The sequence below is a fragment of the Nocardia brasiliensis NBRC 14402 genome, from assembly GCF_000308475.2.
Taxonomy (GTDB): domain Bacteria; phylum Actinomycetota; class Actinomycetes; order Mycobacteriales; family Mycobacteriaceae; genus Nocardia; species Nocardia brasiliensis.
This window is the reverse complement of the sequence record NZ_BAFT02000027.1, coordinates 329,197-345,915: the sequence shown is the minus strand read 5'-3', so window position 1 is coordinate 345,915 and position 16,719 is coordinate 329,197. Positions and strand designations below refer to the sequence as shown.

Sequence of the window (16,719 nt, the reverse complement as noted above, 5' to 3'; positions counted from 1 at the left end):
CGGGTTTCAGGCGACGCTGGCGGACTCGATCACCACGTCGTCCTTCGGCACATCCTGGTGTCCGGCGTTGTTGCCGGTGGCCACGCCCTCGATCTTGTCGACCACGTCCTGGCCCTCGACCACCGCGCCGAACACGGTGTAGCCCCAGCCCTGCGGGTTGGGCGCCTTGTGGTTGAGGAAGTCGTTGTCGCTCGAGTTGATGAAGAACTGCGCGGTGGCCGAGTGCGGATCGTTGGTCCGCGCCATTGCCACGGTGTACTTGTTGTTCTTCAGTCCGTTGTTCGCCTCGTTCTGAATGGGCGCCTGCGTCGGCTTCTGCCGCATGCCCGGCTCGAAGCCGCCACCCTGGATCATGAAGCCCGGGATGACGCGGTGGAAGATGGTGCCGTCGTAATGCCCGGCCTTCACATAGTTCACGAAGTTCTGCACCGTGGTCGGCGCCTTCTCGTCGTCGAGTTCCAGGACGATCGGGCCGAAGTTGGTCTGAAGATTCACCTTGGTCATACCCACACCTTGCCAGCCCGCTCCCGCGCGTCTTTTCCCGGTCGTGTGTATAGGGTGCGAACCCCCCTTGACCATCACGGCGCGCATTTACGAACAATGGCGTGCTGCGGGCGCGGCATATTGAACACAGCTAGCATTGCCAATCGTGCCCGACGCCGCTACCGCTGTTCTGACGAAACCGCCTGCCGCTCCGGCGGCCTCTCCGGCCGATTTCCGGACCGCGCGAATAATCGCGCTGGTCGCCGGTCTGCTCGGCGCGCTGTTCGCCATTGCGACCCCCTTCCTGCCGGTCACGCAGACCACGGCGGTCTTGAATTGGCCGCAGACCACGACGCTCGGCAACGTGCAGGCGCCCTTGATGTCTCAGGTCCCGATCGACCTGAAGGCCACGATTCCGTGCAGCACGGTCGCGCAGCTGCCCGAACGCGGCGGCATGCTGCTGGCCACCGCGCCGCCGCAGGGCGACCGGGCCGCACTGGAGGCCCTGTTCATCCGGGTGTCCGAGACCTCGGTCGACGTGATCGATCGCAATGCCGTGGTGGTGTCGGCGCCGCGGGCGGATATGGAACAGTGCTCGTCGCTGGTGCTCACCTCCGATCACGACCGCACGCGCGCGGTGTTCGAGGGACTGACCACCACGGTCACCAAGCCGGTCGCGGGCGGGGCCGAGGAGCAGGTGCAGGTGCCGGTCGAGGGTTCGCTCAACGGCGACCTGCGGCCGCAGGTGGTCGGCGTCTTCTCCGACCTCAAGGGCGCCGCGCCGGCCGGTCTCGGCTTCACCATGACGGTGGACACCCGGTTCTCCACCAGCCCCACCCTGATCAAGCTGATCGCGATGATCGCGGCGGTGCTGTGCACGCTGGTCGCGCTCGCGGCGCTGGCCCGGCTCGACGGTAGTGACGGGCGCGGGCACCGCCGCTTCCTGCCGTCGAACTGGCTCAAGCCCACCTGGGCCGACGGCGCGATCGTCGGCACGCTGCTGGTGTGGCATTTCGTCGGCGCCAATACTTCTGACGACGGCTACATCCTGAGCATGGTGCGGGTCGCCCCGCACGCCGGCTACATGGCCAACTACTTCCGCTGGTACGGCGTCCCGGAGGCGCCGTTCGGCTGGTACTACTACGTGATCCAGCTCTTCGCGGAGTTCTCCACCGCCAGTGCCTGGGTGCGAGTGCCCGCGCTGCTCTGCGCCATCCTCTGCTGGCTGGTGATCAGCCGCGAGGTGGTGCCCCGCCTCGGGCGCGGCGTGCGCAACAGCAAGGTGGCGTTGTGGACCGGCGGCCTGGTGTTCCTGGCGTTCTGGCTGCCGTTCGACAACGGCCTGCGGTCCGAGCCGATCGTCGCGCTCGGCGCGCTGCTCACCTGGGTGTCGATCGAGCGGGCCATCGCGACCGGCAGGCTGCTGCCCGCCGGCGTCGCGGTCCTGGTCGCCGCGTTCACCCTCGCGGCCGCGCCGACCGGCCTGATGTGTGTGGCGGCATTGCTCGCCGGTATCCGCCCGCTGATCTGGATCGTGGTGCGCAAGCGGCGCCAGTTCGCCGAGCAGGGCGGAAAGTGGTGGGCCACACTGCCGTTGCTCGCCCCCATCGCGGCGGCCGGGGTGCTCGTGCTCATCGTGGTGTACAGCGATCAGACTTTCGCGGGCATCCAGGAGGCGAACCGGGTGCGTCAGGTCACCGGGCCCAACCTCGCCTGGTACGAGGACTACCTGCGCTACTACTACCTGTTCGTGGAGACCGTCGACGGTTCGCTGTCGCGCCGCTTCGCGTTCCTGGTGATGCTGCTCTGCCTGTTCACCACCATGCTGGTGCTGCTGCGGCGCCGGCGCGTGCCCGGCATCGCGAGCGCGCCGACCTGGCGATTGATGGGCGTCGTGTTCGGCACGATCTTCTTCATGATGTTCAACCCGACCAAGTGGACGCACCACTTCGGCGCGTACGCGGGCATCGCCGGTTCGCTGGCCGCGGTGACTGCGGTCGCGGTATCGGCCTCGGCCCTGCGGGCGCGCAAGAACCGGGCGATCTTCCTGGCCGGGCTGTTGTTCGTGCTCGCGCTGGCGTTCTCCGGCATCAACGGCTACTGGTATGTGTCCAGTTTCGGTGTGCCGTGGTTCGACAAGCGCATCTCGCTGCACGGCTACCAGTCGAACACCTTGATGCTGGGCCTGTTCGGGCTGGCGCTCGCGTTGGTCGCCTGGCACTCCCTGCGCGAGGGTTACGCGAAGCCGGAGGCCTCACCACGGTCGGCGCGCGGCAAACGGATTCGCAAGTTCGCCGCGATCCCGCTCACCGTCGTCGCCGCGCTGATGGTCGCGCTCGAGGTGCTCTCGCTGGTCAAGGGCGCGGTTTCGCAGTACCCCGCGTACTCGCTGGCCCGCTCGAACCTCGACGCGCTCGGCGGCAACAGTTGCGGCCTCGCCAATGATGTTCTGGTGGAAGCGGATCCGAACGGCGGCCGGTTGCAGCCGATCCCTGATCCGGCGCTCACCGATGCGGGCGATCCGCTGGCCGGCGTCGACCCGGTCGGATTCGATCCGAACGGCGTGCCCAACGATCTGTCCGCCGACAGTGTCGAGGTGAAGCCGGGCACCGGCAATACCTCGACCCAGTCGGTCGGCGCCGCGTTCGCCGAGGGGCAGAGCGCGGGCACCGGCGGCGGCCAGGGCGCGCGTGGCGTCAACGGCAGCACCGTGGCGCTGCCGTTCGGGCTGGACCCGGCGACCACGCCGATCCTCGGCAGCTACCAGAACGGCGTGCAGCAGCCCGCGCATCTCACCTCGAGCTGGTACGGGCTCTCGCCGCGGTCGGCGGACAGCCCGCTCGTGGTGATCAGCGCGGCCGGGCGCATCCTGTCCGTCGACGACACCGGGGACACCCGCTACGGCCAGTCGCTCACCGTCGACTACGGCCGGAAGCTGCCCGACGGCAGCGTCGAGAAGCTCGGCACCTACCTGCCGCGCGATATCGGCCCGTTCCCGTCCTGGCGTAACCTGCGCGTCCCGCTCGCCGAGATCGCGCCGGAGGCCGACGCGGTCCGCATCGTCGCCAACGACCCGATCCTGATCGGTGACCAGTGGCTGGCGTTCACCCCGCCGCGGATGCCGAAGTTGCAGTCGCTCAACACCTTCATCGGTTCCGAGCAGCCCGTGCTCGAGGACTGGGCGGTCGGTCTCCAATTCCCCTGCCAGCGTCCGTTCAACCACAAGAACGGCGTGGCCGAGGTTCCCGGGTACCGCATCCTGCCGGACCGCCCGCTCGCCATCAGCTCCACCAACACCTGGCAGGCGGAGGAGTTCGGCGGCATCCTCGGCTTCTCCCAGATGCTGGCGAAGTCGGTGACCGTCCCGACCTACCTGAAGGACAACTACGCCCGCGACTGGGGTTCCCTGGAGCGCTACGACCAGTACGACCGCAGCGCCACCCCCGCAAAACTCGACACCGGCACCGCCACCCGCTCAGGCTTCTGGACCCCCGGAAACCTCCGCGTCTTCTAGCCCCTGAGACCCCGCAGGCCCGCCGAGCATCAGCTCAGCGGGCCTGCGGGCGTCCGGGGTCCGGCGCGGTCGCTCCGGGTAGGCTCGGCGCATGACGAGCGGCGCTCCGACCGACTGGTACCGGTGGATACCGGAGCAGATCACTACTCGGGATTATGAACAGCTCCCCGAAGACTTCTGCCGCACCATCGAGGTGGTCGACGGCCACATCGTCAAGTGTGAGAGTCCGTCACGTCTGCACAACCGAGTGGCGCGCCGCATGGCCGAGCGGATGGAGGCGGGCCGTAAGCCCGAACCGTGCCTGATGGTCGAGACCGACGTCGATGTACGAATCAGCGATGTTCCGTTGAGTCTGCGCAGACCCGATGTCGTCGTGTACCGCTGCCTCGCCGACGATGCGCGGCTGTACTCGGGTGACGCTGTGCTGGTTGTCGAGATCGTCTCGCCGGACAGCTCGTTCCACACCGACACGGTGGAGAAGAAGGCGGCTTACGCCGCGGCCGGTATCCCGGTGTACCTCATCGTGTTTCTCACCGAAGCCGGGGACGGCATCGAACTGATCGAGGAGTACCGCCTCTCCGAAGGGCGGTATCACCTCGTCTGCCTGCACACCCGCCGCCTGACCATCGATTCCCCCATCGCCGTCGACATCGCATTCAGCGAGCTGTCCTCGGGGTAATCCGGCGTTGCTCGGCCGACGGCTCACGGCATGCGATGAATCGCAGCACGAGGGGGCGTAGATCGCGCTGTTCGTCCTCGGTCAGGAAGCAGACGAGCGCGGGCAGATCCAGGCCATCGAAAGACGCCGTCATGCGTGCAACCTTCCCTCAGCAATTGGACTTCAGGGCCGATCGGCCGGACCGGCTCGGGTCTACGAAGGACGTGCCGGTGTGGTCGTCACGGGAGGAAATGGCGTTGATGGCTTGTTTGGGACTCGTGGCTCAATTATCCGGGCGTGGGTCTACCCGCGGGTGAAAGTCGGGCGCCCGCATCGGTTTCAGGAGTGGGTGATGCGGGGCGCGGGGGTTTCGGCGTTGCCGGCGACTGCCGCTGGTCGTGTGCAGCGGTGGTGGGCAAGAGATTTCGTTGGTTCTGCGATCCGGGCCGGGTACGTTCGGGCGGGGCTGACGCGGGCCGGGGGTGTAGGGCGCGGATCGGGCTAGCCGGGGAGTTGCTCAGACCTTGGTCATACGCAGACCGAGTTCGCGGCGGAGCACTTCTTGGGAGGGGAGGCGGTTGAGTACGCGCAGGACCGCGGGACGCAGTTCCCGTTGTTCGTCCTCGGTGAGGAGACCGACGAGATCGCGCAGATCCATCTGATCGAAAGCCGACGTCATACTGCACAGATTACGGTTTTTCGCTGAACTCGTCCTGTGATCGCACCGTGAATTTGCCGTCCAACCGGTCTGTTTACGATATTTTTTCGCCGCCACAACACCCAACCGGTCGGTTCGGGTGCGCGGCGGCGACCGTTCATCCGCGTGCGCGGATCGGATCGTCCTTGGCGAATCCGCTGCGCGTTTCGACCGTGCCGCCGATCACGGCGGGCCGGGCATTCGGGTCGTACGGGGTGAACTTCTCCAGCGAACCCCAGTCGCGCGACCAGTCGTGTTCGAGGTAGCTGGGGACGGTCTCGGATTCCAGCAGCAGCCCGGTCCAACCGAGCGGTCCACCGCCGATATCGTCCTGCCAGGCGTTGGAGGCATCGGAGCCGACCCGGTCGGGCAGGATGCGCCAGCGCGGCACCTCGGCCACACCGTCGTGGTGGTCGAACGGACGCTGGCACGGGAACGCGAGCCCGACATGCCAGTCGAGCAGCACCGGATCCTTGCTGCCGACAACGGAATTCAGGGCGGCCAGCTTGGGCAACCGGGGCGGGGTCACCGCGAGCCACTGCTTGGGCGTGATGTCGTTGTCCACCGCGACCAAGCGCACCGCGTTCGCCTCGACCGGCAACTGGTCCAGCGGCACCCGCAGGTTGCGCCAGGACGGTGCGGGCCCGATGTCGAGCGGGTCGATCGAGCCGAGTTTGCGTACCGCGCCGCCCGCCTCGCGCACGCCGTATTCGAGGTGCAGTTCCTGTCCGTAGGTGAGCACGCCGTCGGCGTCGATGTGCCGGATCCGGCCCGCCGCGGTGATCGCGAGCACCTGGTAGGCGGGGTCGTGGCGCATGCTGTCGGTGAGGTCCAGGCCGTACCACTGCGAGGTGAGCGCGGCCTGCTGCTGCTCGTTCTCCTGGTAGCTGCCCAGGACCGGGGTCGTCGCCGGGTCGAGCCCGAACGGCAGCGCGACCGTGCTGCCGTTGATGCCGGTCTGGGCGGTGGTGCCGCCGCCGGTACCCGCGCCGGTGGTCTTGGTGGTCTTGTTCTCGGCGTCGCTGTTCACCGAGTTGGCGCCGCCGGAGACGGTCTCCTCGGCATCGGCGGTGAGGTCGCTGGCGACCCCGTTCGGCGTGAATCCCTTTGTCTCGGCGGCCAAACCGTCGGCGGGAGCGCCGGTGAGCGGCAGCAGCAGCGAGTTCTTCGTATCCGTCTCGACCAGCACCTCGTTCGCGAGGGCGCACGAATCACCGGCCAGGGATTCGAGATTCGACTTCGCGATCGAGTAGGCCGGGTACTGCGCGACCGCCGCCTTGGCCAGCGACGCGACCTCGAACAGCACCAGCACCGCGGCGGCGATGGTCAACGGCGCGCTGGCGAACCGGTCGAAGCGCCTGGGCGTCAACCGATCCCGGCGATACGGTTCTCGATAGTGCGCCCACACCGCGACGAGCAGCGCGACGCCGCTCAACCCGAGGAACAGGGTGGAGAAGCCCTTGCCCGCCACCAGTGGCGCCTTATCCCACCACGGCACCCCATAGCTGGACACGTACCACCAGCCGTTCGATCCGGTGAACGTGATCGCGAGCAGGAACAGCACCGCGGCGGCGAACAGGGCCCGGTTGCGCGGCGAGCGAATCCCTTCGGTGCCGACCGCGACGGCCGCGAGCGCGGCGAGCGAGCCGGCCAGCCCGGCGTACACGCCGAAGTGGTGGGTCCACTTGGTCGGGGTGAACATCATCAGGAACAGCGAGGCGAACACGATGCCGAGAATCCGCACCGACGGCCCGCGCGAGGTGCCGGGAATGCGGCCCTTGCGCAGCACCTGCAGCACGCAGACGAGCAGGCACAGCAGCATGACGAGCACGCCGAAGCGCCGGGCCAGCGAGCCGTCCGGGGAGAGCATCAGCAGCGAATCCCACCGCGTGCGTTCGTCGAACCAGGCCACGTTCGGCCCGACGAGCGTGCGCACCCGGGTCGCCTCCATGACGGTGGACAGCGTCTGGTCCGCGAAAACCACCACCAGCACCAGGGTTCCGGCGGACAGGCCCGGCGCGAGCAGTGCCAGATAGCGGAAGATCGAGGCGGGCAGCGAGTTTCGGCGAGCGATTTGGGCGGTGCCGGTATCGGCGGCGGCCGTGGGGCTTTCGGCCACGCCGCCGCCCGGCGCGGGGACCACGCCGCGGGCGCGTTTGATGATGATCTGCAACACCGGTCGCGATCCGGCGATCAGGGCCGCGATGCAGATGAGCCCGGTCGGGCCGGCCGCCAGCGAGAACCCTGCGATCAGCACGGCGATGGCGGCGGGCAGCAGTCGCCCGGTGGCGATGGCGCGTTCGATCGAACACCAGGTGAGCAGCGCGCCGGCGGCGATCAGCGGTTCCGGCCGCAGGCCGTTGTCGTAGGGCAGCCAGAAGGCGAGGAACACCAGGCCCGCGGTCCACAGCGCGACCTTGTTGCGCCGTACGCGAGCGCCCAAGCGCGGCAGCACTTCCCGGCTGATCACCAGCCAGCAGGTGATGCCCGCGAGCAGTGCGGGCAAGCGCATCCAGGGGCTGGCGTCGGAGACGCGGGTCATCCACGCGAGCACCTCGTAGGACCAGCCGAACGGCGCCTCGGGCACGCCGAACCAGCGGTAGTAGTTCGCCATGAACCCGGCGTGCCCGGAGGCCCGCGCCATGTTCAGGATGTAGCCGTCGTCGGAGGTGTTGGCGCCGATGAAATGCCACAGGCCGAGCGTGCCGAGCACCACCGCGTCGGTCGCGCCGAACCGCCACCAGCGGGCGGGCAGGAAGCGCCGGGCCCGCCGTCCGTCACTGGTGTCGAGCAGATGCAGCGCGAGCAGTGCGACGACGGTGCTCAGCGCCGCGACGACGATCGCGGCCAGTTTCAGCGCGGTGGGGGAGGAGGAGAAGCGCGAGTCGATATCGGCGTGCACCGCGGCGCCGTCGAGCCGGTCGGCGGCCAGATCGGTGAAGACGCCGACGATCTGGGGCCGGATGTCGCGAGTCACGGTGTTGCGGAACGGCGTTCCGTCCTGCCGGGTCACGCCGGTGAGCTCGGTGCTCGTCGCGGCGGCGGTCGAATCGATGGTCAGCGCTGTGCAGCCGGTGCCCGCGGTGATCTCCTCGACCGGCGCGGACAGCAGCGGCACATCGCGCAGGATCACCGACAGCACACCGTCGGCGACCGAGACGACCAAGCCCTTGGTCGCCGCCTGACCCGACGCGACGGGCGCGGTGGACACCACGGTGCCCGCCGGTCCCACGGCCCGCACCAGCGCGCACGGCAGCGTCGCGTGCATCCGCAGCGGCACGTAGGACACCAGCGGCGCCTCGACGCTGCTGGTCCCGGCCTGTGGCCAGTCCAGCGTCGCCCGGTCCTGTTTCACCGGCAGTATCGGGGTGAGCAGCGCCAGCACGAACCCGAGCAACCCGGCGACGATGGCGATCAGGCGATATCGAGCGGCCCGATCCCGGCGCCGACCACCGTCGGCCCCGTCGCTGTCGCCGGGACGGGTGAACGCTCGAGTTGCTCGGTCCGCTCGCACGGTCGTTGATGCTAGCTACTCGACCGGGCGCTGCCGATGATCACCTCAGCTTCCAGAGCCACACGTCGTCGACGCTGGCCGGGGCGAAGCCGAGCAGCCGGGTCACGGTGGTGCGCAGCGTGTCGCCGTTCTTTGTGGCGGGCAGCACCAGGACGTCGGCTTGCCAGAACCTGAGGTCCTCCTGGGCGGCGGCGCGGGTCTCCTCGGTGATCGACGGCACCGTGCCGGTTTCCTGCGCCTGCACGAGCAGCGCGGTCGTCGGACGCATCTCGGGGCCGTAGATCCCCTTCTTCTGCGTGCCGGTCGGACCGACGAAATACCCTCCGGCGAGCGGGAAGTCGAAGCCCGCGTCGGTCTGCCAGCGCAGTGCGCCCGCGTCCAGCGGTCGCGGCGGCGGCACCATGACCACCGACCCGCCGTGGACGTAGTCGCGCACCGTCCCGTCCGCGAAGAACGCGGGGGTGGCGGGCCGTTGGACCACCGGCAGGATGGTCGGCGTCAACGGCAGCAGCGCGCACAGCAGCGCGCCGAACCAGGCCAGCGGCCGCCAGTCGCCCGGCGACTCGCGCCACCAGCCGATCGCCCGCTGGGTGGCCAGCGCCAGCACCGCGGCGATGGCGGGGATCGCCGCCATGGTGAGCCGGGTCTCCAGCACGGTGCTCAGCAGCGGCACGTGTTCGGCCCAGCGCCAAGGCAATTCGATGCCGGTGTCCTGCTTGCCGAACATGGCGACCGCGCCGAGGGAGAGGACGCCGAACACCGTGATCACCACGGCCGCCGCTCGCACCACCCGTTCGCGCCAGAGCAGCGCGAGGGTGGCGGCGAGCACCAGCAGCAGCGGCCAGCCGAAGTAGGCGTTCTGCTCCGTCTCGTTGATCGCGACGTTCTGTCCGGGCGCGAAGAGGCCGCCGAGGGATTCGGACGGGAACTGTACGATCGCCTTCAGATCGTTGCCCATCGGGCCGTGGTCGATGGAGCGGTAGCTCTGCGGTCCGAAAAACTGCCACCACAGCGGAATTTCGGTGAGCATGAGCGCGATCACCGCCGCCAGCAGCAGCGCGGGGGTGAGCCCGCGCAGCACGCGCAGCCCGTGCCGGGGGGTGTGCAGCAGATAGACGACCGAGAACAGGCCGAACGCCAGCGCGAAAATCAACAGCGGTTCTTCACCGAGCGCGATCTGCAGTGCCACAAGGAATCCCAGCCAGACGGCATCGCGGACGCGCCAGCGCCGCGCGTCGGTGTCACGCCCACCCGCCCGCCGCGCCATCCGGATCAACAGTCCGGCCATGATCGGAAGCAGGAGCAGCACAACGAAATTCGGGTGCGCGTTGGCATGGGAGATCATCGCGGGCGCGAAACCGCAGAACAGCCCGCCGATCGCGGCCGCGACCCGGGATTCGACCAGTTCCCGGGAGAACAGCCAGTACCACGCCGCGGCGGTGCTGGCGAGGCCGAGCGTGAGCACCAGGACGAAGGTCACCGTGGGCCCGAACAGCAGGGTGATCGGGGTGAACGGCACGCCGACCCCGAACATGGCCGTGTTGGCCATCATGTTCACCCCGGCGGGGAAGTTCTGCAGGTCGGTGCCGAGCGGATTCTCCAGGTGCGCCACCGAGTGCGCGGTGACCGCGAAGAACCATTCCCACATGGTCTGGTCCTGACCGCTTTTGATCAGGTAACCGCTCTGGGTGTTGCGCCACTGACCGGACAAGACTGTGGCGGCCAGTGCGAGGTAACCGACCGTGACGAGCAGGTCGGTCCGGTGCACCCGGATCCGGGGGAGTCTTCGGCGGCGCGCCGGAGCCGACGGCTCCGCGGTGGGCACGCCGATCGCGGTGGTTTCCCGTTCCGCGATCCCTACCGCCGACCCGTTCGTGACCACCGGATCGGCCTGTCGTGCCCGTACCACCTGCAAACTTCTCCTCGGCCTAGCTGAAACTCAGCCGCCGACCCTACCCGGCAACCCTGTGTTCTGCCTGGCAGTCGGGTAGGGATGTGACGAACGGGACCCGGCCGGCCGGGGCCTGCCCGGATCTTATTTGCGCAGCGTGACCAGGGTGAACGGGCCGATATCGGTGCTCGTGAAGCGCGGATCGGCGAAGAGGTCCTTGGGGAAAGCCACCGTGTAGCGCTGCACGTTGGGATCGTTCGGGTAGACGTCCTTGGCCAGGCGCAGGGTGTAGGTGTCGCCGCTGCGCCGGAACAGGAAGGCGTCCGGGGCCCGCCACGGGCAGGCCGCCAATGCGTCGAGCAACGCCGCGGACGACTTCAGCTTGCTCCAGCTCTCGATGGTCGCGGCCCGGCCGGGGAAGTCGGCGAGCATGTTCGCGTAGTGCGAGGTGAGCGCCTGGAAGCCGTAGTACGGGTAGAAGGACAAGAAGCTGGTGTCGGCGGTGAGCAGCACCGTGTCCGAGCGCGGCCGGCCGGTCTGCGCGAGCAGCGCCGCGTCGATCGCGCGGTAGTGCGCGACCGCCGACGGGGCGCGCTGGTCGGCGCGTGTTCCGTTGCCGTCGGTGTCGGTGTAGGCGGTGGTGATCTCCGGCGCGAGGATGTGCGGGATGTGCTGGGTGAACGCGAGCGCGCCGACCACCGCGACCGCGACCGCGACGATCCGGAACTGCCGCGGCTCGTTCAACGCCTGATAGATCGCCCGCGCACCCTCCACGAAACCGAACGCGCCGGCCGCCGCGAGCAGCGCGAGCAGCACCGATTCCAACCGGAACGAGAGCAGCGTGGTCCCCGCCGCGGTCGCCGCCATGGACAGCAGCGTCCACAGGTACACGGCCAGCACCCCGATGCCCAGCGCCTGCGCCCGCCGCGACGAGGCGGCGCGCACCACCAGCCAGAGCAGCCCGATCAGACAGAGCGCGCCGCGCAGCGAGAACTCCGCCATGGGCAACGGCAGTTCGGCCCCGGATTCGGGCAGGTAGTGGAACGCGGAACCGGAGGTGGCGACCTTGCCGCTCAGCGTCTTCAGCAGGTACGGCAGCCACACGATCAGCGCGATCAGCGCGGCGAGCACCGCGATCACCGCCAACCGGACCAGCGGCGGGACCGCCGCCCGCCATGGCGGCAGCGTCTCGGCGTCGCCGCGCGTCCGCCGGGGATGGGCGGCGGCCCGGTGTTCGCGCACCGCTAGCCCGGCCGCGATGAGACCCATCAGCGCGACGGCGAAGGCCGCGAACGCCGCGTACAGCGTGTAGAACGTGGCGGACCAGCCGAGGAACAGTCCGGTGCCGACCACCGCGCCCCAGCCGCCGAGGGTCTTACCCGCGTCGCGAGGCCGGTGCAGCGCACCCCAGGCGAGCACGAGTGCGGGCGGCAGCAGGATCACGATCACCGCGCTGTAGGCCTCGGGCGCGGCGTACGCGACCGCGAGCGCGGTCACCGCCGCGGCCACCGCGACCGCCCAGTCCGCGCGAATCAGCTTGGACCACAGCACAAGCGAGATCACCGCCGCGACCGCGATCGAGCCGATCGCATACGGCTTGAAGGTTTCCCACCCGGTCAGGCCGAGCAGGTTGGCGACCCGGCCGCCGATCCAGAACCAGCCCGCCGGATAGAACGGCGGCAGGTCGGCGTAGGTCATATCGCGCAGCGCGGCGGTGTCGGTGAGCCGGGTCAGATACTCGGTGCGGAACTCCTGGTCCACCGAGACGCCGAACAGATACAGCTTGGTCGCCGCCAGCGGCATCCCCAGCGTGAACGTGACGAAGGTCGAGACGCCCACCCAGGACAGTATTTTCGCCGCCCAGGGCCAGCGCTGCCGCCGCAGCAACGCGATCGCCGCGATCAGCAGGACCGCCGCGACGACCTGTCCGACCGTGGTCAGCGCCCGAGTGACGTTGGAGGAGTTGAACGCGGGCCACTGCACCCGCGAGAACGCCACCAGCCCAACGCCGGTCACCACCGTGGCGACCACCGCCGCCAGCAGCGCCTCGCCCACCCCGGAGCCGAGATGGCGGGCCAGCAGCGCCCCTTTACCCGGCGTCCGCGCCGGCTCGCCGTGCTCCGTCGATGCACCGCTCGGTGCGGTCGCGGTGGTCACCGCGGCGCTCCGCAGTCGTCACAGTCGAACACTCGCATGGCATCTCCGGCTTCGTTCGGGCTCGGCTTTCACGTCGGCGTCACGACGACCGCACCGCGGCGTTCGGACGATCCGCGAACATGCTGCCAGGTCCGCTGCCGGATGTGGCGACCCATGCCGGTGACGCCTGATTTCGCGCAGGCCCGCCCGCCGCCGGTGCGCCCGGCACAGCGGCGCGGACCGGCGCGGCAGCGTGCGTCAGATGGGCAGCTTGCGGAAGATCGGGCGCGGGATGTGGCGCAGGATCATCATGACGTAGCGCCAGGTGCCCGGCGCCCAGATGAGTTCCCGGCCCTTCTGCGCGGCCGAAACCGCCAGCTCGGCAATGACTTCCTTGTCCACGGTGAGCGGCGCCTCTTTGACGTGCGCGGAGAACTTGGTGCGCACCATGCCCGGCCGGATCACCAGCACGCGCGGCCCGTGCGGGCGCAGCGCCTCGCCGAGCCCGAGGTAGAAACCGTCCAGGCCGGCCTTGGTGGAGCCGTAGACGAAGTTCGTGCGGCGGACCCGCTCACCGGCGACCGAGGACATCGCGATGATCCGCCCGAAGCCCTGCGCCTTCATCTTCTCGCCGACCAGCACGCCGACCGAAACCGATGCGGTGTAGTTGATTCCGGCGACCTGCACGGCCTTGCGCTGGTTCTGCCACAGCTCTTCCGGGTCGCCGTCGAGCGCGAACGCGACGATCGCGATATCGACGTCGCCGCCGTCCCAGGCCGCGTCGATCACCTTCGGATGGCCGTCGGTGTCGAGCGCGTCGAAATCGATCAGCTCGACACTGCTCGCACCCGCCGCCTTCATCTGCGCGACGGCTTCGTCACGCAGCGGATCATTCGGCAGGGCGGCCAGGATGATCCGCGCGGGCCCCTTCTTCAGGTATTCCGCGCAGATCGCGAGGCCGATCTCGGAGGTACCGCCGAGCAGCAGAATGGCCTGCGGGTTTCCCACGGCATTGATCACTGAAGCTCCAGCCTTCTCGCCATATCGGACATGAAAACGCCTGTGGGATCGACACTTCGGCGGATCTTGATCCACTCGTCGATCCGCGGGTACATCTGGTGGAAGGTCTCCGCGCTGGTGCGCGAGTCCTTCGCGGTGTACAGCCGCCCGCCGAACTCCAGCACCCGCCGGTCCAGCTCGCTGACCAGCTCGTTGAGCCCGGGCTTGATCGGGAAGTCGACGCAGATGTTCCAGCCCGGCATCGGGAAGCTCAGCGGCGCCGGGTTGCCCGCGCCGAACAGCTTGAACACGTTGAGCGCCGAGTAGTGGCCCGAGGCCTGGATGTCGATGATGATCCGCTTGAACTCCTCGACCGCCTCGGTCGGCACCACGAACTGGTACTGCAGGAATCCGTTGGAGCCGTAGCCACGGTTCCACTCCGCGATCATGTCGAGCGGATGATAGAACTGCGTCAGGTTCTGCACCTTGCCGGTGTAGTTGCCGCCCATCGCGTAGTACGCCTCGCCGATGGAGCGCAGCGTCAGCTTGTTCATCGTCCAGTTCGGGAAGATGTCCGGCACCGTCATCAGTTGCGGCGCATCGAATTTCAGTGGCTTGCTGCGCAGGCGCTTGGGTAGCTCGTCGACCTTGGCCAGCCTGCCGCGGGTGATGGTGGCGCGGCCCAGTTTCGGCAGCGGGCTGATCACGTCGAACCAGGCGCTCGAGTAGGTGTAGTCGGCTTCGCTGCCGTCGCTGTGCGCCGCGATGGTCTCGTCGAGCGTCGTGGTCTTCACGCCGTCGTTGAGGAAGTACGCCGATTCGGTCGGCGTCATCTCGATGGTCGCGCGCAGGATGATGCCCGTGAGGCCGTTGCCGCCGACGGTCGCCCAGAACAGCTTGGCGTTGCGCTTCGGCGTGAGGTGCTGCACCTGCCCGTCGGCGGTGAGCAGCTCGATCGAGCGCACGTGGTTGCCGAAGCTGCCCTCGCTGTGATGGTTCTTACCGTGGATGTCGGAGGCGATGGCGCCGCCGATCGTCACCTGACGGGTGCCGGGCAGCACCGGAACCCACAGCCCGAACGGCAGCGCCGCCTTCATGAGCTGGTCCAGGCTGACCCCGCCGTCCACATCGACGATCCGCGTGTCGCGGTCGATCCGGTGGATGTTGTTCAGCGCCGTCATGTCGACCACCAGCCCACCCGCGTTCTGCGCGTGGTCGCCGTAGGAGCGGCCGAGCCCGCGCGCGATGACACCGCGGCGCAGGTGTGGTGGCTTGCTGTCGTTGTCCTCGGCGACCATGGCGACGGCCTTGGCGATCAGTTCCGGATCGCCGGTCGAGAGCACTTCGGATGAGGTTGGTGCGGTGCGACCCCACCCGGTCAACGTGCGGGTTTGCGTCGGCAAGGCGAACGCGCTCCCGGCGTCGGCGTCCCCGTTCGTGACGGTGGCGCCGTTCTCGTTCCCGGTCGTCGTGGTGGCGGTCGGAGCTTTCGTGGACATCGGCATAGAGGCTACAGGTATGACCGGACATCCGGTCGATGTCTCTTACTCCGGAGTAGTGACATATACGTCGCTATGGCGCTGGACACGCCCGCCGCCCACATCGCGGGTTCGGTGGGCTCGGCCGGTCCGCGCGCCGCTGCGGCGGGCCCCGGCTACGCTCGTGCCCGTGCCTGCCGAACCCCACCTGCCGCTTCCGGTCGAGTTGCCGCTGGTCGACGAGCCGGGCGGTACCGATGTCGACCTCAAGACGCAGATCGTCCGGTTCACCCTGACCGGCGGACTGTCGGCGATCGTCGACTTCGGGTTGTACAGCCTGCTGTTCAACCTGATCGGGCTGCCGCGCGAGGCGGCCAAGTCGCTCAGCTTCATCGCGGGCACCACCACCGCGTATCTGATCAACCGGCGCTGGACCTTCCAGGCCCCGCCGAGCCGGGCTCGTTTCGTCGCGGTGGTGATTCTCTACGCGGTCACCTTCGCCGTGCAGGTCGGCATCAACGCGGTGCTGTACGAGGCGCTGCCGGACGCGCCGTGGCGCCAGCTGCTCGCCTTCGTCGTCGCGCAGGGCACCGCCACCGTCATCAACTTCGTCGTCCAGCGCCTGGTGATCTTCAAGATCAAGTGAGCGCTCGGCCGTTCAGCCGTTCGTGAGCAGGGCGGCGGACAGTTCGCGTCCCTGCGCCTTTGCCCCGAAGTAGTCCCCGCCCTTCGCGCGGGTGTTGTCGGTGCCCCAGTCGCGCTGTTCCCGGTCGGCCGGGACGAGGTGGGGAATGTGCTTGCGGCAGTGGATGTATGCCTCTTCGATGTCGACGACGACCCAGCGCTGCGCCGCGCGCCCCTTGGCATTGGCGGGCAGTCCCGGCGTGATCTTGCGCAGCGTGTCGTCGGCGATGATCCGGGCCGAGCCGTTGACGTGCAGGCCGATCAGATCGCGCACGAAATCGATTAGCAGGATGCCTACGTGCGGATTCTCCAGGATGTTGCCGAGGCTGGCGAGCACGCCGTTGCCGCGGTATTCGGGGTAGGCAATCGTGCGTTCATCGATCACGTGCAGGAAGCCGGGTTCGCCGGCGCGGAAGCTGGAGTCGCATTCGCCGTGTTTGTCCGAGGTGGCGATGAACGCCATCTCCATCCGGCCGATGAACTCGATCATGGTGTGGTTCAGATGATCGAGCACCTGATCGTTGTAGAAGCGTGCGGCTCTGTCCTGGGTGCCGTACCGATCCTGTAGCTCGCGTTCGCCGTCGCTGCCGTGCTGCGCGCCGGGCATTCGTGCCCCCTCTGGTAGGCGGAATCGGGTTCCGTCGAGGCGTCGAGATCGCGCCCGC

General features: G+C 68.6%; 12 protein-coding genes. 3 read left to right on the top strand and 9 right to left on the bottom strand.

Annotated features, from left to right (window positions below; translation table 11 throughout):
• Nucleotides 1-6: 6 nt before the first annotated feature.
• Entirely contained in the window at nucleotides 7-504 is a 498-nt protein-coding gene (locus TY25_RS08060) for a peptidylprolyl isomerase (RefSeq protein ID WP_042255178.1), read from the bottom strand.
• A gap of 145 nt (nucleotides 505-649) precedes the next feature.
• Between TY25_RS08060 and TY25_RS08055 the strand changes: the two genes are divergently transcribed.
• Nucleotides 650-3,997 (top strand): arabinosyltransferase domain-containing protein, encoded by a 3,348-nt coding sequence (locus TY25_RS08055; protein WP_042255177.1) that lies wholly within the window; start codon nucleotides 650-652, stop codon nucleotides 3,995-3,997.
• A 91-nt stretch (nucleotides 3,998-4,088) separates the two neighbouring features.
• Entirely contained in the window at nucleotides 4,089-4,676 is a 588-nt protein-coding gene (locus TY25_RS08050; RefSeq protein ID WP_042255176.1) for a Uma2 family endonuclease, read from the top strand.
• Here the strand turns inward: TY25_RS08050 and TY25_RS43375 are convergent.
• From TY25_RS43375 to dprE1, 7 genes are all read right to left on the bottom strand, one after another.
• A complete protein-coding gene (locus tag TY25_RS43375) occupies nucleotides 4,654-4,809 on the bottom strand; it encodes a hypothetical protein (protein WP_169744328.1) in 156 nt (51 codons plus the stop codon). The genes TY25_RS08050 and TY25_RS43375 overlap by 23 nt on opposite strands.
• 363 nt (nucleotides 4,810-5,172) lie before the next feature.
• On the bottom strand, nucleotides 5,173-5,334 hold the full coding sequence (locus TY25_RS43370) for a hypothetical protein (protein WP_014980983.1): 162 nt from the start codon (nucleotides 5,332-5,334) through the stop codon (nucleotides 5,173-5,175).
• Between the two features lie 136 nt (nucleotides 5,335-5,470).
• Complete coding sequence (locus TY25_RS08045) at nucleotides 5,471-8,866, bottom strand: arabinosyltransferase domain-containing protein (protein WP_042255175.1); 3,396 nt, start codon at nucleotides 8,864-8,866, stop codon at nucleotides 5,471-5,473.
• A gap of 40 nt (nucleotides 8,867-8,906) precedes the next feature.
• The gene (locus tag TY25_RS08040) at nucleotides 8,907-10,775 is read right to left on the bottom strand and encodes a glycosyl transferase (protein ID WP_106387047.1); all 1,869 of its coding nucleotides are present in this window, start codon (nucleotides 10,773-10,775) and stop codon (nucleotides 8,907-8,909) included.
• A 126-nt stretch (nucleotides 10,776-10,901) separates the two neighbouring features.
• Nucleotides 10,902-12,839: a galactan 5-O-arabinofuranosyltransferase gene (locus TY25_RS08035; protein ID WP_370466211.1), complete on the bottom strand. Its 1,938-nt coding sequence runs from the start codon at nucleotides 12,837-12,839 to the stop codon at nucleotides 10,902-10,904.
• A gap of 312 nt (nucleotides 12,840-13,151) precedes the next feature.
• Nucleotides 13,152-13,913 carry a decaprenylphospho-beta-D-erythro-pentofuranosid-2-ulose 2-reductase gene (gene dprE2, locus TY25_RS08030; RefSeq protein ID WP_042255174.1) on the bottom strand — a complete coding sequence of 254 codons (762 nt, stop codon included), beginning with the start codon at nucleotides 13,911-13,913 and terminating at the stop codon, nucleotides 13,152-13,154.
• Nucleotides 13,910-15,397: a decaprenylphosphoryl-beta-D-ribose oxidase gene (gene dprE1, locus TY25_RS08025; RefSeq protein WP_043681449.1), complete on the bottom strand. Its 1,488-nt coding sequence runs from the start codon at nucleotides 15,395-15,397 to the stop codon at nucleotides 13,910-13,912. Before dprE1 ends, dprE2 begins: the two co-directional genes overlap by 4 nt.
• Nucleotides 15,398-15,560: 163 nt before the next feature.
• On the opposite strand from dprE1, the gene TY25_RS08020 reads away from it, so the two are divergent.
• Nucleotides 15,561-16,016: a GtrA family protein gene (locus tag TY25_RS08020; RefSeq protein ID WP_082032436.1), complete on the top strand. Its 456-nt coding sequence runs from the start codon at nucleotides 15,561-15,563 to the stop codon at nucleotides 16,014-16,016.
• A gap of 12 nt (nucleotides 16,017-16,028) precedes the next feature.
• On the opposite strand, the gene TY25_RS08015 is transcribed toward TY25_RS08020, so the two are convergent.
• Nucleotides 16,029-16,661 carry a pyridoxamine 5'-phosphate oxidase family protein gene (locus TY25_RS08015; protein ID WP_042255171.1) on the bottom strand — a complete coding sequence of 211 codons (633 nt, stop codon included), beginning with the start codon at nucleotides 16,659-16,661 and terminating at the stop codon, nucleotides 16,029-16,031.
• Between the last annotated feature and the right edge of the window lie 58 nt (nucleotides 16,662-16,719).